19 protein-coding genes are annotated in these 20,238 nt (G+C 61.6%); 7 read left to right on the top strand and 12 right to left on the bottom strand.

Annotation, left to right across the window (positions count from 1 at the left end; genetic code table 11):
- Positions 1 to 59: 59 nt before the first annotated feature.
- Positions 60 to 2,660: a bifunctional aconitate hydratase 2/2-methylisocitrate dehydratase gene (gene acnB / locus ABIE16_RS08205; protein WP_340316407.1), complete on the bottom strand. Its 2,601-nt coding sequence runs from the start codon at positions 2,658 to 2,660 to the stop codon at positions 60 to 62.
- A 457-nt stretch (positions 2,661 to 3,117) separates the two neighbouring features.
- On the opposite strand from acnB, the gene ABIE16_RS08210 reads away from it, so the two are divergent.
- Complete coding sequence (locus tag ABIE16_RS08210) at positions 3,118 to 3,588, top strand: DUF1289 domain-containing protein (RefSeq protein WP_057715064.1); 471 nt, start codon at positions 3,118 to 3,120, stop codon at positions 3,586 to 3,588.
- A 148-nt stretch (positions 3,589 to 3,736) separates the two neighbouring features.
- Here ABIE16_RS08210 and ABIE16_RS08215 read toward each other — a convergent pair whose 3' ends face one another.
- Positions 3,737 to 4,600, bottom strand: a complete 864-nt coding sequence (locus ABIE16_RS08215; RefSeq protein WP_057715063.1) for a universal stress protein — start codon at positions 4,598 to 4,600, stop codon at positions 3,737 to 3,739.
- Between the two features lie 162 nt (positions 4,601 to 4,762).
- Between ABIE16_RS08215 and ABIE16_RS08220 the strand changes: the two genes are divergently transcribed.
- Positions 4,763 to 5,371, top strand: a complete 609-nt coding sequence (locus ABIE16_RS08220) for a tRNA-(ms[2]io[6]A)-hydroxylase (RefSeq protein WP_090454987.1) — start codon at positions 4,763 to 4,765, stop codon at positions 5,369 to 5,371.
- A 152-nt stretch (positions 5,372 to 5,523) separates the two neighbouring features.
- Here the strand turns inward: ABIE16_RS08220 and ABIE16_RS08225 are convergent, their stop codons facing one another.
- From ABIE16_RS08225 to ABIE16_RS08235, 3 genes are all read right to left on the bottom strand, one after another.
- Complete coding sequence (locus tag ABIE16_RS08225) at positions 5,524 to 7,773, bottom strand: TonB-dependent siderophore receptor (RefSeq protein ID WP_429520860.1); 2,250 nt, start codon at positions 7,771 to 7,773, stop codon at positions 5,524 to 5,526.
- A 103-nt stretch (positions 7,774 to 7,876) separates the two neighbouring features.
- Positions 7,877 to 8,371 carry a GFA family protein gene (locus tag ABIE16_RS08230; protein ID WP_057715061.1) on the bottom strand — a complete coding sequence of 165 codons (495 nt, stop codon included), beginning with the start codon at positions 8,369 to 8,371 and terminating at the stop codon, positions 7,877 to 7,879.
- 51 nt (positions 8,372 to 8,422) lie between these two features.
- On the bottom strand, positions 8,423 to 8,557 hold the full coding sequence (locus tag ABIE16_RS08235; RefSeq protein WP_429520861.1) for a hypothetical protein: 135 nt from the start codon (positions 8,555 to 8,557) through the stop codon (positions 8,423 to 8,425).
- 241 nt (positions 8,558 to 8,798) lie between these two features.
- On the opposite strand from ABIE16_RS08235, the gene ABIE16_RS08240 reads away from it, so the two are divergent.
- The 3 genes from ABIE16_RS08240 to ABIE16_RS08250 all read left to right on the top strand — a co-directional run bounded on the left by ABIE16_RS08240 (position 8,799) and on the right by ABIE16_RS08250 (position 12,008).
- On the top strand, positions 8,799 to 9,683 hold the full coding sequence (locus ABIE16_RS08240; RefSeq protein WP_090454991.1) for a LysR substrate-binding domain-containing protein: 885 nt from the start codon (positions 8,799 to 8,801) through the stop codon (positions 9,681 to 9,683).
- Between the two features lie 100 nt (positions 9,684 to 9,783).
- Entirely contained in the window at positions 9,784 to 10,908 is a 1,125-nt protein-coding gene (aguA, locus tag ABIE16_RS08245; protein WP_429520862.1) for an agmatine deiminase, read from the top strand.
- Positions 10,909 to 10,910: 2 nt separating this feature from the next.
- Positions 10,911 to 12,008, top strand: a complete 1,098-nt coding sequence (locus ABIE16_RS08250; protein WP_349733889.1) for an extracellular solute-binding protein — start codon at positions 10,911 to 10,913, stop codon at positions 12,006 to 12,008.
- Positions 12,009 to 12,140: 132 nt separating this feature from the next.
- Here ABIE16_RS08250 and ABIE16_RS08255 read toward each other — a convergent pair whose 3' ends face one another.
- The 5 genes from ABIE16_RS08255 to ABIE16_RS08275 form a co-directional block, all read right to left on the bottom strand.
- A complete protein-coding gene (locus tag ABIE16_RS08255; RefSeq protein WP_429520863.1) occupies positions 12,141 to 12,758 on the bottom strand; it encodes a DNA-3-methyladenine glycosylase family protein in 618 nt (205 codons plus the stop codon).
- A gap of 4 nt (positions 12,759 to 12,762) precedes the next feature.
- Positions 12,763 to 13,575: an isocitrate lyase/PEP mutase family protein gene (locus tag ABIE16_RS08260; protein WP_218498228.1), complete on the bottom strand. Its 813-nt coding sequence runs from the start codon at positions 13,573 to 13,575 to the stop codon at positions 12,763 to 12,765.
- A gap of 36 nt (positions 13,576 to 13,611) precedes the next feature.
- The gene (locus tag ABIE16_RS08265) at positions 13,612 to 14,694 is read right to left on the bottom strand and encodes a bifunctional transcriptional activator/DNA repair enzyme AdaA (RefSeq protein WP_429520864.1); all 1,083 of its coding nucleotides are present in this window, start codon (positions 14,692 to 14,694) and stop codon (positions 13,612 to 13,614) included.
- A 186-nt stretch (positions 14,695 to 14,880) separates the two neighbouring features.
- Positions 14,881 to 15,501 (bottom strand): LysE family translocator, encoded by a 621-nt coding sequence (locus ABIE16_RS08270; protein WP_090454996.1) that lies wholly within the window; start codon positions 15,499 to 15,501, stop codon positions 14,881 to 14,883.
- A 91-nt stretch (positions 15,502 to 15,592) separates the two neighbouring features.
- Positions 15,593 to 16,489, bottom strand: coding sequence for a DMT family transporter (locus ABIE16_RS08275; RefSeq protein ID WP_218498226.1), 897 nt, complete (start codon positions 16,487 to 16,489; stop codon positions 15,593 to 15,595).
- Between the two features lie 89 nt (positions 16,490 to 16,578).
- On the opposite strand from ABIE16_RS08275, the gene ABIE16_RS08280 reads away from it, so the two are divergent.
- Both ABIE16_RS08280 and ABIE16_RS08285 read left to right on the top strand, forming a co-directional pair.
- On the top strand, positions 16,579 to 17,910 hold the full coding sequence (locus ABIE16_RS08280; protein ID WP_429520865.1) for a PLP-dependent aminotransferase family protein: 1,332 nt from the start codon (positions 16,579 to 16,581) through the stop codon (positions 17,908 to 17,910).
- A gap of 91 nt (positions 17,911 to 18,001) precedes the next feature.
- Entirely contained in the window at positions 18,002 to 18,589 is a 588-nt protein-coding gene (locus tag ABIE16_RS08285; protein WP_429520866.1) for a LysE family translocator, read from the top strand.
- 192 nt (positions 18,590 to 18,781) lie between these two features.
- On the opposite strand, the gene ABIE16_RS08290 is transcribed toward ABIE16_RS08285, so the two are convergent.
- The gene (locus tag ABIE16_RS08290) at positions 18,782 to 19,615 is read right to left on the bottom strand and encodes a helix-turn-helix domain-containing protein (RefSeq protein WP_429520867.1); all 834 of its coding nucleotides are present in this window, start codon (positions 19,613 to 19,615) and stop codon (positions 18,782 to 18,784) included.
- Positions 19,616 to 19,648: 33 nt separating this feature from the next.
- Positions 19,649 to 20,152, bottom strand: coding sequence for a VOC family protein (locus ABIE16_RS08295; protein ID WP_057715051.1), 504 nt, complete (start codon positions 20,150 to 20,152; stop codon positions 19,649 to 19,651).
- Positions 20,153 to 20,238: the final 86 nt, after the last annotated feature.

The following is a 20,238-nucleotide window of genomic DNA, read 5'->3' on the forward strand; positions in this document are numbered from 1 at the left end:
AGCCATAAAAAAACGCCGCTCATCTCACGATGGGCGGCGTTTTTCATTGCGTTGCAACGTTAGGCTTGAACGACCGGGATGTTGGCGTTCGCAGCAGCTTCTCGGAACTCGGCAATCTGGTCGAAGGACAGGTAGCGGTAGACATCGGCCGCCATGCTGTCGATCTTGCCAGCGTATTCCATGTACTCCTCGACGGTCGGCAGGCGACCCAGGATGGAAGCCACGGACGCCAGCTCGGCCGAAGCCAGGTAGACGTTCGCGCCGTCACCCAGACGGTTCGGGAAGTTACGGGTCGAAGTCGACACTACAGTCGAGTTCGGCTCTACACGTGCCTGGTTACCCATGCACAGCGAGCAGCCTGGCATTTCCATGCGAGCGCCGGCCTTGCCGTAGATGCCGTAGTAGCCTTCTTCGGTCAGCTGGTGAGCGTCCATCTTGGTCGGCGGCGACAGCCACAGACGGGTTGGCAGCTGACCCTTGACCTGTTCCAGCAACTTGCCGGCAGCGCGGAAGTGACCGATGTTGGTCATGCACGAACCGATGAACACTTCGTCGATCTTCTCGCCAGCAACGCTGGAGAGCAGGCGAGCGTCGTCCGGGTCGTTCGGAGCGCACAATACAGGCTCCTTGATGTCGGCCAGGTCGATCTCGATGACTTCGGCGTATTCGGCGTCTTTGTCGGCTTCCAGCAGCTCAGGGTTGGCCAGCCAGGCTTCCATTGCTTGAGCGCGACGTTCCAGAGTACGTGCATCGCCGTAGCCTTCGCCGATCATCCAGCGCAGCAGGGTGATGTTGGACTGCAGGTATTCGGCAATCGACTCTTTGGACAGCTGGATGGTGCAACCGGCAGCCGAACGTTCAGCCGAGGCGTCAGACAGTTCGAACGCTTGCTCTACGGTCAGTTTAGGCAGGCCTTCGATCTCCAGGATGCGACCGGAGAAGGCGTTCTTCTTGCCTTTCTTCTCTACGGTCAGCAGGCCAGCCTGGATCGCGTAGTAAGGAATGGCGTGAACCAGGTCACGCAGGGTGACGCCTGGCTGCAGTTCGCCTTTGAAGCGAACCAGGATCGACTCAGGCATGTCCAGCGGCATGACGCCGGTGGCTGCGGCGAACGCAACCAGGCCGGAACCGGCCGGGAACGAGATGCCGATCGGGAAACGGGTGTGGGAGTCACCACCGGTACCGACGGTGTCTGGCAGCAGCATGCGGTTCAGCCACGAGTGGATGATGCCGTCGCCCGGACGCAGGGAAACGCCGCCGCGGGTCATGATGAAGTCAGGCAGGGTGTGGTGGGTGGTCACGTCGATCGGCTTAGGGTAAGCCGCGGTGTGGCAGAAGGACTGCATCACCAGGTCGGTCGAGAAGCCCAGGCACGCCAGGTCTTTGAGTTCGTCACGGGTCATTGGACCGGTGGTGTCCTGGGAACCCACGGTGGTCATCTTCGGTTCGCAGTAGGTGCCCGGACGAACGCCGGTCACGCCGCAAGCCTTGCCGACCATTTTCTGCGCCAGGGTGAAACCCTTGGTGCTTTCAGCCGGAGCTTCAGGCTTCTTGAACAGGTTCGAAGGTGGCAGACCCAGCTCGGTGCGAGCCTTCTCGGTCAGGCCACGGCCGATGATCAGCGGGATACGGCCGCCAGCGCGAACTTCGTCCAACAGCACCGGAGTCTTCATTTCGAAGGTGGTCAGGACTTCGTCGGTGCCGTGCTTGCAGACTTTGCCAGCATGCGGGTACAGGTCGATCACGTCGCCCATGTGCATGTTGGAAACATCGAATTCGATTGGCAGTGCGCCAGCATCTTCCATGGTGTTGTAGAAGATCGGAGCGATCTTGCTGCCGAAGCAGAAACCGCCGGCACGCTTGTTCGGTACATAAGGAACGTCGTCGCCGAAGAACCACAGTACGGAGTTGGTCGCCGATTTACGCGAAGAACCGGTACCGACCACGTCACCGACGTAGGCGATAGGGAAACCGGCGTTGCGCATTTCTTCGATCTGCTTCATCGGACCGGTGACGCCTTGTGCGTCAGGCACGATGCCGTCGCGAGCCATTTTCAGCATGGCCAGGGCGTGCAGCGGGATGTCTGGACGGGACCAGGCATCAGGAGCAGGGGACAGGTCGTCGGTGTTGGTTTCGCCGGTGACCTTGAACACGCGCAGGCTGATCTTGTCGGCCAGGGTCGGGCGCTTCACGAACCACTCGCCGTCAGCCCAGGATTGCAGCACGCCTTGGGCGTGAACGTTACCGTTCTTGGCTTTTTCAGCGACGTCGTGGAAGGCGTCGAACATCAGCAGGGTGTGCTTGAGTTCTTCGGCCGCTACTGGAGCCAGTTCGGCGTCGTCCAGCAGGTTAACCAGAGTCACGATGTTGTAGCCGCCCTGCATGGTGCCGAGCAGTTCAACAGCGCGCTTCTTGTCGATCAGGGGGGATTTGGCTTCGCCTTTGGCGATGGCGGACAGGAAGCCGGCCTTTACATAGGCTGCTTCGTCCACTCCAGGCGGAACGCGATTGGTGATCAGGTCAACGAGGAATGCTTCTTCGCCAGCCGGGGGATTTTTCAGCAGCTCGACCAGGCCTGCAGTTTGTTCGGCGTTTAGCGGCTGGGGAACGATACCCAGTGCTGCGCGCTCTTCGATATGTTTGCGGTAGGCTTCAAGCACAGTTATTACCCTCATCAGTGGTCCCAAATGGGTGTCCGGGACGCTCATCCCGAAATTGCCGTACTCATGCGCTGCATGGCGTTGTGAGCCACTTAGCCAGAATTACCGACAATTCCTTACAGAAGCTGCTTTCAAAGTTTTACGCCTGCAGAACGGGAGCTGATGAGGGTTGGCGTTGGGCTTTTCCCCGCTGGAAAAACCCCTCGCCAACACCGCTCTGAAGGAACGACTGTGCTCGTGACGCTTTGAAAACAGCTTCTAACGGACATTGGCGCCTAAAAAGGCAGGCTGATTCTACGGCAAAAAAAAATTAAAGGTAAGTCAGTGTTTATTGGACTTTGGTGGTGGCGGTCACCAGAGCCCGATTCTCCACAGGCCCTGAACTTTGAGGGGTGATCAATGGCCGACAAAGGGCTAACATGCCGGCCTGTTCTGCTTTTTCGCGTTTTGCCTATCTATGCCCAATCAGACCATCAAGACTCCCTGCGTCGGCCTCTGCTCCACTGTTTACGGTGACCTGGTGTGCCGTGGCTGCAAGCGTTTCCACCACGAAGTGATCCACTGGAACGGTTACAACGAGGAAGAAAAGCGCGCGGTATGGCTGCGTCTTGAGCAGTTGCTGTCACAGGTGATGGCCGCCAAGGTGGAAATTTTCGATCCGGCACTGCTCCGAATGCAGCTGGAGCAGCGCAAGATCCGCTTCGTGCCCCATCAATCGGAATATTGCTGGGCCTACCAGTTGATCGCGCGCGGTGCGCGGGTGATCAACAACCTGGAAGCCTACGGGATGGTGCTGCTGCCGGAGTTTCGCGAGTGGAACCTGCCGGAATTGCGCGACGCCATTGATCGGGAATTTTTCCTGCTCTCCGAAGCCCATTACCAGCGCTATATTGCGCCGGGGTTCCTGCAAGACGCCTTTGGCGGCTGACCCGCTGATATGTGGCGAGGGGGCTTGCCCCCGTTCGGCGGCGCAGCCGTCGCAAATTGAGCTGGTACAAGTACATCTGCCGGAATGCAGGGGGTCGCTTCGCGACCCAGCGGGGGCGAGCCCCCTCGCCACAAAAGCATGTTCGGCTTCAATGCTTGTCCGCAATCTCCTCGAGATGATCCGCCACTTCCATCGGCTTGAGCACCAGCACATCGCTCTCGACCGCATCGAGCACCACTTCCGCCGTATTGCCGATCAACGCCCCTGACAACCCGCTGCGCGCTACGGTGCCGATCACCGTCACCGCTGCCTGCAGTTTGTGCACCATGAACGGAATCAGCACATCCGCCGGGCCTTCCTCGATGTGCAGGTGATCATCGTCGATGTCGAATTCCGCCTGGAACGCCTTGCACTGTTCGCGATAGCGCGCCTGGATGGTTTCGCTCAGTTGAAACGTCGGGTCGGCCGCCGACAGCATCGGCGACGGGTGGGCGCTGATCACGTGCAGGCGGGCCTTGGCCAGGGTTGCGATGTCATAGCCATGATCGATGATGGTGTTGTGCAGGTGGCGATGTTCCTGGTCGGTGTTACCGACGTCGATGGCTGCCAGGATCACTTTGTCTTTCCATGAATCGGCGGTTTTCACCAGCAGCACCGGAGTCGGGCAGGACCGCAACAGCTTCCAGTCCTGCGGGGTCAGCAGGGCTTTTTTCAACGGACTGTCGGGGAAGTGCTGCTTGACCACCAGGCCGCAACCTTCGGCTTGCTGCACATCGACGATGGTTTGGTGTTGGCTGTCGTTCCAGGCCTGCTCGGTGGTGACGCTGTAGCCGTCCTCCGTCAAAGCGGCCTTGAGCACACCCAACATGCCACTGTGATCATGCTTGGGGTCGCACACCAGCAGATGCAACTGCGCCTGGGTCACACCGGCGATCAACTTCGCCCGTTTGAGCGCCAGGCTTTCCGAGTGCTCGGGTTCGATGACCACCAGAATGCTGCGAATGGCTTGCATGAGCGGGATCTCCTGAAAATGAAAAAGCACGGCGTTGCACAACTATAGTTGCTGTCGGCGATTCGGGGACTTGATGCATATCAACGGTCGGCGACTGGTGGTCTGCGGGCAGGCCGGTATAATCGGCGCCCTTCGTTTTGAACCTATTTTTCCGTGAGCCCCATGATCCTTCCCGAAATTCACGAGTTCCTTGGCTGCCGCACCCCCGACGGCTGGATCCAGGCCGCGCTGGCCGATCAGGAAACCCTGCTGATCGACCACAAGAACTGCGAATTCAAGGCCGCCAGCACCGCGTTGAGCCTGATCGCCAAGTATCACTCCCACGTCGATCTGATCAACATGATGTCGCGCCTGGCCCGGGAAGAACTGGTGCACCACGAACAGGTCATGCGCCTGATGAAACGGCGCAAGATCGAACTGCGCCAGCTGTCCGCCGGGCGCTATGCGTCGGGGCTGCGCAAGGTGGTGCGCAGTCACGAGCCGGTGAAACTGGTGGACACCCTGGTGGTCGGCGCCTTCATCGAAGCCCGCAGTTGCGAGCGTTTCGAAGCGCTGGTGCCGCACCTGGACGAAGAACTGGGCAAGTTCTATTTCGGTCTGCTCAAGAGCGAGGCCAGGCATTTCCAGGGTTACCTGAAGCTGGCCTACCAATATGGGGACGCCAAGGACATCGCCCAGGTGATCGACAGGGTCCGTGCCGCCGAGCAGGAACTGATCGAATCCCCGGATGTGGAATTTCGCTTCCATAGCGGCATACCGGCTGCGGCATAAACACCGCAACCCATTGTGGGAGCGAGCTTGCTCGCGATGACGGATCAGGCAGCCACACCTGAGGTGGCTGACAGTCCGCTATCGCGAGCAAGCTCGCTCCCACAGGTTCCAGTGTTAACTGACAGGTATCAGTTTTCTGGCGGGCGCTCAGCTTAGAAATCCCACTTGGTGGTCAACATCACGTTGCGTGGTTCGCCGTAGTACGTGGTGTCGAAGTTGCCCAGGCCCGTCAGGTAGCGTTTGTCGAAGACGTTGTTGGCGTTGACGGTGAAGCTCAGGTTTTCGTTGAACTGGTAGCGGCTCATCAGGTCGACGAGGGTGTAGCCACCTTGCTTGATGCGGGTGTCGCCGCCCGTTGTCGGGCTGTAGATCTTGCCGTAGAACGCGCTCTGCCAGCTGATACCGCCACCGATGGTCACCTGATCCAGTGCGCCGGGCAGGCGGTAGGTGGTGAACGTACGCACGACATGTTCCGGTTTGGAGGTCGCCAGCGGGAAGCCAAAGATGCGCTGTTCATCAGCGTCACGGGTGCGGGCGTAGGTATAGCCGGCCGACAGGTTCCAACCTTCGGCCGCTTCACCGGCCAGTTCCAGTTCCACACCCTTGGTGGTTGCGCCGTCGATGGCTTTGTAGATGCCTTCGTTGGTGACCGGGTTGGTACCGATCGATTCGGCGAGGTTGTCTTGCTCGATGCGGAAGAAGGCCAGGCTGGCGTTCAGTCGCCCGTCGAAGTAAGCGGCTTTCAGGCCGGCTTCGTAACTGGCGCCCTCGACCGGTGCCAGGGTCGAACCGTTGGCGTCCTTGTAGGTTTGTGGCTGGTAGATGCTGGTGTAGCTGGCGTATGCAGAATAGGTGTCGTCCAGGTCATAAACCACACCGGCATAGGGCGTGACCACGCCATGTTCCTTGTAGCTGGCATGGGTGTCATCGAGTCCCGCACCCGGATAGTACGAATAATCCTCGTTGTACTTGAAGGTGCTCAGGCGGCTGCCGAGGATGATCGACAGATCGTCGGTCGCGTGCAGGCGCGTGGCCAGGTACAGGCCATTCTGGCTTTGGGTGCGTTCGTACTTGCCGTTTTTCGGGAAGTTCTGTTCCGGCAGATCGCCGCTCCAGTCGTAGATGCTGCCCGGGACCAATTCGAAGGCGCTGGTGTCGTAGGTCGCGCCGGTCTGGCGCGAGTGGGAAGCCATGAAGCCAGCCACCAGTTCATGCTCGCGGCCTCCCAGGGTGAAGGGGCCGGTGACGTTCACGTCAGCGGTGTTTTGCACGCGATGACCTTCCCAGCGACCCCAGTACAGGAACATGCCTTCACCAGTGGCGCGGTCCGGGTTGCCGCCGCTGGCCGAGGCCAGGCGAGTGTCGTGATCGGTGGTTTTCTGGTCGATGCTGGCCTTGAACTTCCAGTCGTTGGCCAGGGCCTGTTCCAGGGAGGCGAAGTAAGTGATGTCGTCGAAGTCGCGACGACTCCAGTCGGCGCCCGGGTTGAAGTGACGGGGGAAGTCGGTACGGCCTCCGTCCGAGAAGTACACCGGGTTGCCGGTCCAGGACGAGCCTCGCGGGGTGGTGCTTGACTTGTCGACGCCGAAGGTCAGCAGGGTGTCGGGTGTCAGATCGGCTTCGAGGATGCCGTAGAACAGGTCTTTCTTCTGGCTGTAATGATCCTGGTAGGAGTTCTTGTCGGAATAAGCGCCGACAAAGCGGCCACGCACACTGCCGGAATCGTTCAGCGAACCGGAAATATCGCCGACGCTGCGATACGCGTCCCAGTAACCGACGGTGCCGCTGATCGACGCCTTGAATTCCTTGGTCGGCTTCTTGCGGATCAGGTTCACGGTGGCGGACGGGTCGCCCGAACCGGTCATCAGGCCGGTCGCACCCTTGACGATTTCGATGCGGTCCAGGCTGGACGCGTCGTCGCCGTTGTTAGGGTTTTCACCGTAGACACCGTCATACGGAATGTTCACGCCGTCGTACTGGAAGTTGGTGATGGCAAAGCCACGGGCGGAAAACTCGGTGCGGTCACTGTCGTACTTCTGCGTCGAAATACCGGGGGTGTTGCGTAGCGCGTCGCCGATGCTCTGCACACCGCGGTCGTCCATCTGCTGACGGGTAATGACGGTCACCGATTGCGGCGTTTCGCGGATCGACAGGGGCAGGCCGGTGGCCGTGGATGTTGAACCGGTGGTGTAGGAGTGGGTGCCTTCGGTGGTAGCGCCCAGCGCCTGGCCGGAAATGGTCGTTGCGCCCAGTTGCAGTACGCCGTCGTCCCGGGCCGAGTTCTTTTCGGCATCGGTTTCAGCGGCGTGGACAACGGGTACAAGGCTCAGCAGGGCGGCAGGCAAGGCCAGCGCGAGAGGGCACAAGGCAAAACGGAAATGGGCGACAAGCGGGTGCGACATGGGGATCCCTTTGCATCGAATCGATCGGTAGTTGAAGTGCTTCTGAGGGGTTGACCGAACGAAAAACGCAAAGGGGAACTGCCGTATGAAAAAAAATTGATAATTATTCTCGGCAGACCAGGCCGAGACGCTCATGCCACTGGGCGATGGATTCCACGGGGTACAGATCGAACTGTTGATCCCCGGGCAGCGCCTGGACCTCCACCCACGGCGCTTTTGAACCGAGCATCAGATGCGTGTGCTCCGGCGGCACCGGCAGCGGCGTGTCGATGGCCGAGGCGAAGGGGTGAATCAACTCAGGCCACTCCGGGCTGAATAGCCACAGAGCCGTTGCGCAGACCGAGCAGAAATGCCGCTCGGCCGTGCTGCTGTGGGCGCGCTTGTCGTCTTGTTCCTTGAGCCGCGCATGGTAAATCGCGATGTGTTTGCGCCCGCGAACCTTGAGGCTGGCGGCATCGCCACCGAGGTTGATCGCATAGCCGCCACCGCCCTGTGTCTTACGGCAGATCGAGCAGTAGCAACGCTGGTAAGGGTAGGGGTGGGCGCTGGTCAAACTGAACGACACCGCGCCGCAATGGCAGGAACCTTCGAGATGCATGGGAGCCTCCGGCTGACTTGAGCGTACCCTGAACAGCCTAGACCGTAGGGGCTACTCGACCGGCACCAGAATCGCGTCGCCGGTCGCCACCAGTTTCAGTTGACCGCCTGTTTGCGCGATCAGCTCGGCGCGGGCAAATACCTGTTTCTTGCCGGCCTTCACCACTCGGCCCCGGGCGATGAACACTTCACCGATCGCAGGTGCCCGCGCCGGGTTTGGGGGAGTGTCATCGTTGATCAGTCAGCGTGATAGGTCATTGGATTTGTGGTGAATGGGCCGGCCTATTCGCGAGCAAGCCCGCTCCCACAGGGGTATTGCGTTCCAAGTGTGGGAGCGGGCTTGCTCGCGAAGAACGATAACGCGGTCCCACTGGACGCCCACGAAAGGCCAAGTCAGCATGTCCCCCTCGAAACCGGGACATGACCTGATGCGACGATTACCCTCCCTGGCAGCCCTGCGAACCTTCGAATGCGCCGCCCGTCACGCCCATTTCGGTCGGGCGGCGGCCGAGCTGTGTGTCACCGACAGCGCGGTCAGCCACCAGATTCGCCAACTCGAAGAGCAACTCGGTGTGCCGCTGTTCGTGCGCGAGGGCCGGCAGATTCGCCCGACCCTGGCCGCCGGGCGCCTGATGCAAAGTTTGCAGCAGGCTTTCGAACTGATTGGCGATGCCTGCGATGAACTGCGCGACCCTTCATCCCTGGCGGTATTGCGTCTGGCGGTTACCGCCGAGCTGGCGCAAAAGTGGCTGATGAGTCGTCTCACGGATTTCTACGCGCGTTACCCGCACATCACCTTGCATCTGTACGAACAGCCGATCGACGCCACGGCGCCCGGGGAAGACATCGACCTGGCGATCACCTACGGCACCGGCCCGGTGGACAGCACCGCGTATTTCGTCCGGCCGCTGCCTGCGTTGCAGTTCTTCCCGGTGTGCAGCCCCGGCCTGTTCAACCAGGGCACCCTGAAAACCCCGAAGGACCTGGCCCGCCACTGTCTGCTGCACGACGACCAGGACGGCAAGACCTGGACCGCGTGGCTTACCAGCCATGCCGGTGACCAGCGCCCTGATCGTCAACTGTATTTCGCCCACGCCGGGCTGGCACTGGAGGCCGCGGCCCAAGGGCAGGGCGTGGCCATGGGCGACAACTTGACGGCCCAGGAAGATTTGCTCAGCGGGCGGCTGGTACGGCCGTTCACCTCGAGCATGACCGCGCTGGGCCAATATGCGCTGGTGTGCGAGCGGCTGCGGCTGGAGCGTCCGGCGGTGGCGCAAATGCTGGAATGGTTCAACGATCAGTTGCTCGATTGATGAGTTGAATTCAAGTATTCCGAAATAATCATCGTTGGCGAGCCAGTCGCTGTCGCCCTTAGCCTGTGGTCATTCCAATCCCCGCTGAAGAGGTTTGACCATGGCCCGTTTGCTCGACACCACTCCCAAACAGGACGGTTTCCGCCTGCCCGGCGAATTCGAAGCCAAGTCCGGTTGCTGGCTCGGCTGGCCGGAGCGTACCGACGTCTGGCGCAACGGTGCCAAGCCGGCGCAGAAAGTCTGGGTGCAGATCGTCACCGCCATTTCCATGAGCGAACCGGTCACCGTGTGCGCCTCGGCGGCACAGTTCGCCACCGCGCGCCGCCAGTTGCCGCCGCAAGTACGCGTGGTCGAAATGACCTGCAACGACACCTGGTTCCGCGACAGCGGCCCGTGTTTTGTGGTCAATGACCAGAGTGGCGAAGTGCGCGGCGTCGACTTCGAATTCAACGCCTACGGCGGCCTCGACGGCGGCTTGTACTATCCGTGGGACAAGGACGACCAGATCGCCGGCAAGATCCTCGAAATCGAACGCTTCGACCGCTATCGCGCACCGTTGATCGCCGAACTGGGCGGTATCCAGAGCGACGGCCAGGGCAGCATCCTGACCACTGAGCAATGCCTGCTCAACCGCAATCGCAACCAGCACCTGGGCAAGGACGAAGTCACCCGCCGCCTGTCCGATTACCTCGGCGCCGAGCAGGTGATCTGGCTGCCACGGGGCTGCAAGTTCGATGAAACCGACGGCCACGTCGACGACCTCGCGTGCTTCGTGCGCCCCGGTGAAGTGGTGCTGCAATGGACCGACAACCGCGACGACCCGCAGTGGGAAATCTATCAGGAGGCCTACGACATCCTGCGCAGCACCCGCGACAGTCGTGGCCGCGAGTTGATCGTGCACAAGCTGCCGCAGCCGGATGTGCTGGAGTGGACCGCCGAAGAAGCCGAAGGCCTGGACCGGCAGGACAGCACCCATACCCGCCAGGCCGGGACGAAAATCTGCGCGTCGTACATCAACTACTACGCCGGTAACAGCTCCATCGTGGTGCCGCTGTTTGGTGATCGCAACGACAAAGTGGCGCTGGCGACCCTGGCCGAGCTGTTCCCGCAACACAGCATCGTCGGCATCGAAAACTCCCGGGAAATCCTCCTCGGTGGCGGCAACGTCGCGTGCATTACCATGCCGCAGTACGCCGTCACCACCTCCAACAAAAAGGGAGCGTGATCGTGGGCCTGCACAAACTGACTCAAGCAATACTGCTGGTGCTTGCACCCCTGTGTGTGCAGGCTGCCGACACCGCCAAACCGGTGGTCAACCTGTACATCTGGGGCGAGTACCTGGCCCCGGACACCTTGAAGAATTTTGAAGCGAAAACCGGCATCCATGTGGTGGTCGACCACTTCGACTCCCTGGAAACCGTCGAGACCAAGCTGCTCACCGGCCGCAGTGGCTACGATCTGGTGCTGACGGCGGGGCAGCATTTGTCCCGGGCCATCGAGAGTGGCGCGGTACAGACGATCGACAAGCAGCAACTGCCGCACTTTGCCGGCGTCGGCGAGGAGTTCCGCCAGCACATGGCGGTGTTCGATCCGGGCAACCGCTATGCCGGGATCTACGCCTGGGGCACCACGGGTGTGGGGTATCAGGAACAGGCTGTCAAACAGCGCCTGCCCGATGCGCCGACCGACAGTTGGGCGATGCTGTTCGATCCGGCCGTGGTCTCGAAATTCGCCGATTGCGGGGTCAGCTTGCTCAACGATCCCAACGAAGTGTTTGCGGCGGTCATGAAGTACATGGGCCTGGACATCAACCGCCAGAACCTCGATGACCTGAAGTTGGCCGAGCAGCAACTGGCGAAGATTCGTCCGTACATCCGCTACTTCGACAACGACCTGAACATCAGCGACCTGGCCAACGGCAACACCTGCGTGGCGATGTCGTGGAACGGCAACGTGGCCATCGCGGCGGGCCAGGCCGAGGCGGCGGGCAAGCCGTACTCGCTGAAGTACCGGATTCCGAAGGAGGGCACGTTGATCTGGTTCGATGCCATGGTCATTCCCAAGGACGCGCCGCATCCGCAGGCCGGCCTGGCGTTGATGGATTACCTGATGACCCCGCAAGTGATCGCGCCGATCACCGACACCATCCACTACGCCAATGCGATCACGGCGGCGGACGGCTTGATCGACCCGGCGATTCGCAACGATCCGGGGACGTATCCGCCGGCCGCGGTCCGGGCTTCGCTGTACAGCAAGAATGACAATGGCAAGGCGTTCAACCGGGCGTTGATCCGGGCGTTCAGTCGGTTGAAGTCGGGGTTGTGACTGGTCCTTGATGGTGTGTTGACTGGACTGACGTCTTCGCGAGCAAGCCCGCTCCCACATTTAACCGAGTTCTGACATGGGAATGCGGTCGAATGTGGGAGCGGGCTTGCTCGCGAAAAACGATAACGCGGTCTATTTGTTTGGCACCCGCCACAAATACCAGGAGGCCACCGTCCGATAAGGACTCCACCCCAACCCGATCTCGATCATCTGCTTGCGTGTCGGCTGCACCTCCAGGCCCTTGAGTCGCCTATAGCCCTCACGCACGCCAAAGTCATCGGCCGGCAGGATATCCTGCCGCTCCAGGCTGTAGATCAGCAGCATCTCCACGGTCCAGCGGCCCACGCCGCGCAACGTGATCAGGCGTTCGATCAGTGCTTCATCGTCCATGGCCAGCGCCGTGGCGTAATCGGGCACCACGCCGTCCAGCGACGCCTGGGCGATACCCTGAATGGTCGCGATCTTGCTCGCGGAAAATCCGCAACTGCGCAGTCGGTCGAAATCGGTCGCGACGATCTGTTCAGGCTTGGGAAACGCACCCGAACCGAACAGTGCCAGCAGGCGGCCGACAATCGCATCACCGGCCTTGGCGTGCAGTTGCTGATAAGCAATCGCCCGCACCAGCGACTCATACGGATCACGGGCCGCGTGCGGCTGGTGCAGGCACGGGCCGACGGCGTCGATGTGGCGGCGCCAGTCGTCATCGATGGCCGCCAGGAACGCACTGGCCGCCTGATAGCCGTCAGCCATGGGCTCAGGCTTTCCCGGACGGTTTCAAGAGGGCGTTCACTTCGCCATAGGTGAGGGCCTTCAGGTCGTGGGTATCGAACTTGCCGGTTTGCAGAAAGCTTTTGGCGATGCCGGCCATGGCACCGTAGAGGAATTCGGCGATGCCTGAACCTGCGGACAGGCGGCGCACACCAAGTTCTGTGAGCACTTCGGGCGACGGCAGGCCCGGGAAGCCAAGCACATTCAGCGGCAGCGAGGTGCCGTGGCACAGCGCCTTGATCTCGTACTCCGCGGTAACGCCCGCCGCAAACAGGCCATTGGCACCGGCCGCCTGATACAGCTTGGCGCGCTCGAGGGTTTCGGCGACGCGATCTTCGGCAGGCACCAGACCCCGAAGATAAACATCGGTGCGCGCATTGATGAACAGGTTCACGTTACGTCGATCGGCCACCTGGCGCGCGGTTTCAATCTTGCGTACCAGTAATTCCGGCGGCGAGGAGCCGTCCTCGATATTGATTCCGACAGCGCCGGCGGCGATCACGGCGTCAACCACTGTTGCCACCCGTTCCAGGTCATCGGAGTAACCGGCTTCGATGTCCACGGTCAGTGGCACCGAAATGACCCGGGCGATCGACTCGACCGTCGAGACCAGGCGCTCAAGGGGCAGGGTGTTGCCGTCCGGATAGCCATGTACCCAGGCCACCGCCGCACTGCTGGTGGCGACGGCCTTGTTGCCCAGTTGCTCCACCAGCCGCGCACCGGCGGCATCGGCGACGTTGGTGAGGATCAGCAAACCCTCGAGATGCAGTTGGTGCAGTTGATTGTCGAGCCTGTCCATCGAGTTTCCTTCCTTATGAAAAAACTGTGGGGGGGATCAGAACGCCAGCTGCTCCGTGAGCTGCACCGCTACGTTTTCCAGCCTGAGCAGAAACGCCTTGCGCGGCTGGCCTCCAGCGTAGCCGGTCAACGAGCCGTCGGCGCCGATCACCCGGTGGCAGGGCACGACAATCGATAAGCGGTTATGCCCGTTGGCCAGGCCCACCGCCCGGCTGGCACCGGGCTTGCCCAGAATCGCCGCAATGGCGCCGTAGGTGGTGGTCCGGCCGTAAGGGATCTTCGCCAGTTCAGCCCAGACCCGGCGGGAGAACTCGCTACCGGGCATGTGCAAGGCCACGCTGAACTCAGTGAGCGTACCGGCGAAATACGCGGACAACTGCTCTTCGATCTGCTGCAAATGCGCGTTGTGCCCCGGTGCCACGGCATAACCGAAACGGTTTTGCAGCGCCTGGACCGAAGGGTTCAGCGAGGCCTGATCGAGAAACTCCAGCAGCACCAGCCCACGCCGTTCGGCCATGGCGATCATCGGCCCCAGGGGTGTGGTCAGGCGCGTGAACAGCAGCGGCTCGCTGTTGGCCGCCCGGCCCGGGGTGATGTGAAAGGATTTTTGAAAGGCATCGCGAAAACCGCTCAGGGACTCGTAGCCGGAATCGAAAGCGACGTCATCGATGGAGTCGCCCTGTTTGATTCCGCCCAACGCCACGCCCAGGCGCCGGGTGCGCAGCCAGGCGTGGAAGGTCATGCCGAAATGCTGCTTGAACCAGCGACGCAGTTTCAGTGGTTCGATGCCTTCAGCCAGTAGCCGGGCGTCGGTCCAGCGCTGTTCCGGGTCGGCGTCTACCGACTTGAACAGTTTCTGCACCCAGTCCGGCGCGCTGGCGGCGGTGTCCAGCGGTTTGCAGCGCAGGCAGGCGCGATAGCCCGCCGCCAGGCATTGTTCGGCGCTGGCAAAGAACTCGACGTTCGCAGGCTTCGGGCTGCGGGCGGTGCAACCGGGGCGACAGAAGATGCCTGTGGTCTTGACCGCCGTGAAAAACACCCCCTCGTAGGAGGTGTCTCGTTCGAGCATGGCGCGAACCATCTCGGCACGGGGCGGTAGAAGCGTTTTTTGTAGGTTCATGGGCCCAGCATAGATCGCGGCATGGGCGACCTCCACCGGAAAATCGACAGCGAATTTCCAGTCGAAAGGTGATTCCAACCTGTGGGAGCGGGCTTGCTCGCGAAGGCGTCGTGTCATTCGATATTGAGGTGACTGACACTACGCCTTCGCGAGCAAGCCCGCTCCCACATGTGTAAAACATCTACTTCAGGCGCGTCTGGCCATCAGAAGTACCGAAGCCGCTGCCGACAACAACCCGGCGCAGCAGCGGTTGAACATCCGCTTGCCCGACGGCCTGGCGAACCAGCGGCGCATGTGCAGGCCCATGTAGGCGTAAGCGCCGATGGCGACCCATTCCAGCACCAGAAACAGCGCGCCCAACACCACGAACTGCGGCGCAATGGCGTGGGTCGAGTCGACGAATTGCGGCAGGAACGCGGTGAAAATCAGGATGGCCTTGGGGTTGCCGGCCGCGACCAGGAATTCCTGCCGGGCCAGCGCCAGCGTGCCCACGGGCCCTGAGGTGACCACGTTTTCCACACCCGGATCTGCGCGCCACAATTGCCAGGCGAGGTAGAACAGGTAAGCCGCGCCGAGGATCTTGATGGCGTAGAACAGCAGCTCAGAGGTTTGCAACACCACCGCCAGCCCCGCCGAGGCCAGGGCAATCATCCCGGCGAACGCCAGCAACCGGCCGATGCCGGCCACGCACGCGGTGCGGTAGCCATAGCGGGTCGAATTGCTGACCGACAACAGGTTGTTGGGGCCTGGCGCCATATTGAGGGCAAAACAGGCCGGCAGAAACAGGGTGAGGGTGGCGAGGTCCATGGTGGGCTCCTGTAGCAAGAGCGATATTTTTATCACGGCTCACCCTTGGCCAGACCCATACAGTCATGGGCGCAAACCACCGTACACGGGGTTATCTGGCGAACTTTTTCGCCCCGGCGACGCAGAGGATCACGGCGACGGTGACACCCAGCATGCCGAGGCTGACATGCTCATGCAGCAGGGTGGCGGCCAGGGTCAGCCCGAAAAACGGCTGAAGCAGCTGCAATTGCCCGACGGCGGCGATGCCCCCTTGGGCCAGGCCGCGATACCAGAACACGAAACCGATCAGCATGCTGAACAGCGAGACGTAAGCCAGGCTGAACCAGGCCGGCGTGCTGATGCCGGTGAACGAAGCCGGCATGCGCATCCAGCTGAGCACGGCCACGACCGGCAGCGACAGCACCAGCGCCCAGCTAATCACCTGCCAGCCACCGAGGGTGCGCGACAGTTTCGCGCCTTCGGCATAACCCAGGCCGCAGGCGAGGATGGCCAGCAGCATCAGGATGTCGCCTTGGGGGGAGGCGGTCAGCCCTTGGGACAGGGCAAACCCGACCACCAGCAGGCTGCCCAGCACCGAGAAAATCCAGAACGCCGCCCTTGGCCGCTCGCCGCCGCGCAGAACGCCAAACACCGCTGTTGCCAGGGGTAACAGGCCGACGAAGACAATGGAGTGCGCGGAAGTCACGTATTGCAGCGCCAGCGCGGTCAACAGGGGAAAGCCGATGACCACGCCCAGGGCGACGATCATCAACGGAATCAGTTGCTGGCGCGCCGGGCGTTTTTCCTTGAATAACCACAGCAGGCACAACGCCAGGACCGCCGCGATGGTCGCGCGCGCAACCGTCAGGAACACGGGGTCAAACTCCAGCACCGCCACCCGTGTCGCCGGTAGCGAGCCGCTGAAGATCACCACGCCGATCAGGCCGTTGATCCAGCCGCTGGTGCTGTTTTCCAGCGTCCGGGGTTGCAGGTTCGAGGTCCGTTCCATTTGGCTCACGCTCATTGTCTGATTGCACGAAACTCATCCTATGAGCGAGTATCGATACAATCAAAAAATTGTCATGGATACATCTCGACATGCCTCGATCCCGCTACAAGACCCTGGTAGATGCCTTTGCCGCCGACATCCGCTCCGGGCATCTGCCGCCCGGTACGCGCCTGCCGACTCACCGGCAACTGGCAACCGAGCACGGTCTGGCACTGGTCACCGCCAGCCGGGTGTATGCCGAGCTGGAGGGTATGGGCCTGGTCAGCGGCGAAACCGGACGCGGGACCTTTGTCAGGGAGACCTCGCTGCCGCCGGGGCAGGGCATCTCGCAGCACGTGGTGGCGGCGGGGATGATCGACCTGAATTTCAACTACCCGTCATTGCCCGGTCAGGCCGACCTGTTGCGCACTGCCTTGCGTCAACTGGCGTTGTCCGGGGACCTTGAATCCCTGCTGCGCTATCAGCCTCACGCGGGACGCCTGCACGAGCGGGCCTCGGTCGCGCGCCATCTGCTTGATCGGGGGCTGAGCGTGCCGGCTGAACAGGTGTTGATCGTCAGCGGCGCCCAGCATGGCCTGGCGGTGGCGATGATGACGCTGCTCAAACCAGGTGATGTGATCGCCGCCGATGCGTTGACCTATCCCGGTTTCAAGACGCTGGCCGAAACCCTGCATCTGGAAGTCTTGCCCATTCCGGTCACGGATACCGGGCCTGATCTGCCTGCCCTGGAAAAACTCTGTCGCAGCCGATCGGTACGGGCCGTGTACTCGATGCCGACCTTGCATAACCCGCTGGGCTGGGTGATGGACGCCGGTCAGCGCGAGCAACTGGTGGCGATTGCGCGCCGGCATGACCTGACGATCATCGAGGACGCCGCCTACGCGTTCCTGGCTGAAAACGTACCGCCACCGTTGGCCGAGCTGGCGCCTGAGAGAACGGTGTATGTGTCCGGTCTGTCGAAGAATGTCGCCACCGGGCTGCGCGTCGGTTTCATCGCCGCACCGGCGCAATGGGTCGCCGCCTTCGAGCGCACGATCATGGCGACCACCTGGAACACTCCCGGCGTTGTGACCGCCATCGCCACGGCCTGGCTCGACGATGGCACCGTCAGCCAACTGGAATCGCAAAAGCGTGCAGACGCCCGGGCCCGGCAAGCTCTGGCCCGCGAGATGCTGGCGGGGCTCAGGACCATCAGTCACCCCAATTCCTACTTCATCTGGCTGCCGTTGGCGGAGGACGCCCGGGCCGACCAGATCGCCATGGCACTGATGCGCGAGCAGGTGTCGGTGTCGCCGGCCGAGCCTTTTGCGATTTCGGCCCACGTGCCGCACGCGATACGCCTGGCGTTGGGTTCGGTGGACATGGACTCGTTGCGCACTGCCTTGAGCAAAGTGAAAAGCATCGTCAGCTATTACTCGTAGCGAGGCCGGGAAGGGTAGTTTTCTTCAATACGCGAGCCGGTGGGCTCTTTACCTTGAGGGCCTTGTTCAACTCGATGGAAGAAGGTGTGCAATGAGTCTGATGATGTCCATGGCAGCGTTTGCGCTGGTCGCGTCCATCACGCCGGGGCCGGTCAACATTGTGGCGTTGAGTTCCGGCGCGCGGTTTGGCTTCCGGGCCAGCCAGCGTCACGTGGCCGGGGCCACCCTGGGGTTTGTTTTGCTGTTGGTGCTGATGGGGTTGGGGCTGCATGAGTTGTTGCAACGATGGCCGGCACTGACGCAGGGGGTGCAATGGGCAGGTGTGGCGTTTCTGTTGTACATGGCCTTCAAGCTGGCGGCCGACAATGGGCAGGTGCAAACCAGCGAATCGGCGCAGGCGCCGTCGATGCTGTATGGCGCCATCATGCAATGGCTCAACCCGAAAGCCTGGCTGGCCTGCGTGGCCGGCATGGGCGCGTTTGTCGCCGATGGCGAGGCACGCCTGGTTTGGCAATTCGCCGCGATTTACCTGGTGATCTGCTATGCGTCGGTCGGCTGCTGGGCGTATGCCGGGACATTTCTGCGCGGCTTTTTGCACAACCCGGCCGGCATGGGCCTGTTCAATCGCACCATGGCGTTGCTGCTGGTGGTGAGCGCGGTGTACCTGTTGCTGCCGTAACGGCAGTCACTGCAGGTTTTGTGGCGAGCACTTTGTGGCGAGGGGGCTTGCCCCCGTTGGGCTGCGAAGCGGCCCCCCGACGTTCTTTCAGACATACATTGTATGCAGGATTTACGACGGCTGCGCCGCCGAACGGGGGCAAGCCCCCTCGCCACAGGGGAGAGTCAGGCTCAAGAGCCTCTTTGTGTTGCCTCAGCCCCGATACTGCCCCGGTGTCGCCGCCAGGTGCTGTTTGAATGCCCGTTGAAAATGCGCCTGATCGGCGAACCCCGCTTCCAGTGCCACGTCCGCAATCAGCTTGCCGCTGCGCAATTGATCCTGGGCGAACTGGATGCGCCGGTTCACCAGGAACGCGTGGGGCGTCATGCCGTAATGCTGTTTGAAGGCGCGGATCAGGTAGGACGGTGACAGTTGCGCCGCCTCGCATATGTCTTCGAGCTTGAGGGTTTGCGTGCAGTGGTCGCGGATGTAATCGGCAGCACGCTCCAGCTTGAAATTGGGTTCGCGCAGCGGCTGATCGATCGGGTTGAACCGGAGCTGAACCTCGGTAAAGAACTCCACGGCCACGCTGTGTTTGCGCAGCACGTCTTGCTGTGGATCGACCAGTACCTCATACAAGCCCGCGAGGCCGGCAAACAGGTTGGCGTCCCGGGTATGGGTCACTGAAAAGCGGCGAAACGCCGCGTCATCGCAGAACCCGAGCTGATGCTGCAAATCGGTCAGCCACGGCGTATCGACGTACAGCATCAGGTACGACCAGGGTTGGTCTTCGATCGGGTTGCAGGCGTGGACGTCGCCGGGGTTCATCAGCACGACAGTGCCGACGCTGACCTCGAACGCCGACTGCTCATGGAGATAGGTGCTGCGCCCGGCGGTGATCGCTCCGATGGAAAAGTGCTCGTGGGCATGCCGTGTGTAGCAGACTTCGCGCCCGTCGGCGATGGAGCGGGCTTCGATGAAAGGCAGGGCATCATCGCGCCAGAAGCGCGGGGCCTTGTCGGCGTTCTTGGCAACGGCGTGCTTCATGCTCGCTCCTCGGCAGGTCAGTGCCCGAGTGTATTAGCTCTCGCCGTCAAAGGCTCGTTGCAGTTCGGCGATATCGAGTTTTTTCATCTGCATCATCGCCTGCATGGCTCGTTGGGATTTTTTCGTGTCCGGGTCTTTGATCATGTCCATCATCGCAACGGGGACGATCTGCCATGACAGCCCGAACTTGTCCTTGAGCCAGCCGCATTGCTGGGCCTCGGGCGCGCCGCCGGCCGACAGGCGGCCCCAGTAATGGTCGACTTCTTCCTGGGTCTGGCAATTGACCTGAAACGAAACCGCTTCACTGAACGTGAACATCGGCCCGCCGTTGAGACCGGTGAAGCTCTGCCCGTCGAGTTCGAAGCTGACGGTCATGACCGAACCTTCGGGCCGGCCGTGGAATTCGAATCCGGCGTGGCCGTAATGGGTGATGGCGGTGATTTTCGAATGGTCGAAGATCGAGCAATAGAACTTTGCCGCCTCTTCGGCCTGATTGTCGAACCACAGGCAGGGCGTGAGTTTTTGAACACGTTGCATGGCGGGCACTCCTCGGCAGGTTATGCATGCTGGATTACAGCGTAGCCAGCCTGAGTTCGTTCGGCAGTACCGTAGATCGCCAAACA

It is taken from the genome of Pseudomonas sp. 2725, assembly GCF_050434585.1.
In the GTDB taxonomy this organism is placed as follows: Bacteria; Pseudomonadota; Gammaproteobacteria; order Pseudomonadales; family Pseudomonadaceae; genus Aquipseudomonas; species Aquipseudomonas jessenii.

Bases quoted from the DNA above. Each gene is read 5' to 3' on its own strand.
- ABIE16_RS08270 (WP_090454996.1), bottom strand. From the start codon at position 15,501: ATGGACCTCGCCACCCTCACCCTGTTTCTGCCGGCCTGTTTTGCCCTC.
- ABIE16_RS08225 (WP_429520860.1), bottom strand. From the start codon at position 7,773: ATGTCGCACCCGCTTGTCGCCCATTTCCGTTTTGCCTTGTGCCCTCTC.
- ABIE16_RS08220 (WP_090454987.1), top strand. From the start codon at position 4,763: ATGATCCTTCCCGAAATTCACGAGTTCCTTGGCTGCCGCACCCCCGAC.
- ABIE16_RS08230 (WP_057715061.1), bottom strand. From the start codon at position 8,371: ATGCATCTCGAAGGTTCCTGCCATTGCGGCGCGGTGTCGTTCAGTTTG.
- ABIE16_RS08260 (WP_218498228.1), bottom strand. From the start codon at position 13,575: ATGGACAGGCTCGACAATCAACTGCACCAACTGCATCTCGAGGGTTTG.
- ABIE16_RS08255 (WP_429520863.1), bottom strand. From the start codon at position 12,758: ATGGCTGACGGCTATCAGGCGGCCAGTGCGTTCCTGGCGGCCATCGAT.
- ABIE16_RS08275 (WP_218498226.1), bottom strand. From the start codon at position 16,489: ATGGAACGGACCTCGAACCTGCAACCCCGGACGCTGGAAAACAGCACC.
- ABIE16_RS08240 (WP_090454991.1), top strand. From the start codon at position 8,799: ATGCGACGATTACCCTCCCTGGCAGCCCTGCGAACCTTCGAATGCGCC.
- ABIE16_RS08265 (WP_429520864.1), bottom strand. From the start codon at position 14,694: ATGAACCTACAAAAAACGCTTCTACCGCCCCGTGCCGAGATGGTTCGC.
- aguA (WP_429520862.1), top strand. From the start codon at position 9,784: ATGGCCCGTTTGCTCGACACCACTCCCAAACAGGACGGTTTCCGCCTG.
- ABIE16_RS08215 (WP_057715063.1), bottom strand. From the start codon at position 4,600: ATGCAAGCCATTCGCAGCATTCTGGTGGTCATCGAACCCGAGCACTCG.
- ABIE16_RS08280 (WP_429520865.1), top strand. From the start codon at position 16,579: ATGCCTCGATCCCGCTACAAGACCCTGGTAGATGCCTTTGCCGCCGAC.
- ABIE16_RS08285 (WP_429520866.1), top strand. From the start codon at position 18,002: ATGAGTCTGATGATGTCCATGGCAGCGTTTGCGCTGGTCGCGTCCATC.
- ABIE16_RS08210 (WP_057715064.1), top strand. From the start codon at position 3,118: ATGCCCAATCAGACCATCAAGACTCCCTGCGTCGGCCTCTGCTCCACT.
- ABIE16_RS08290 (WP_429520867.1), bottom strand. From the start codon at position 19,615: ATGAAGCACGCCGTTGCCAAGAACGCCGACAAGGCCCCGCGCTTCTGG.
- ABIE16_RS08295 (WP_057715051.1), bottom strand. From the start codon at position 20,152: ATGCAACGTGTTCAAAAACTCACGCCCTGCCTGTGGTTCGACAATCAG.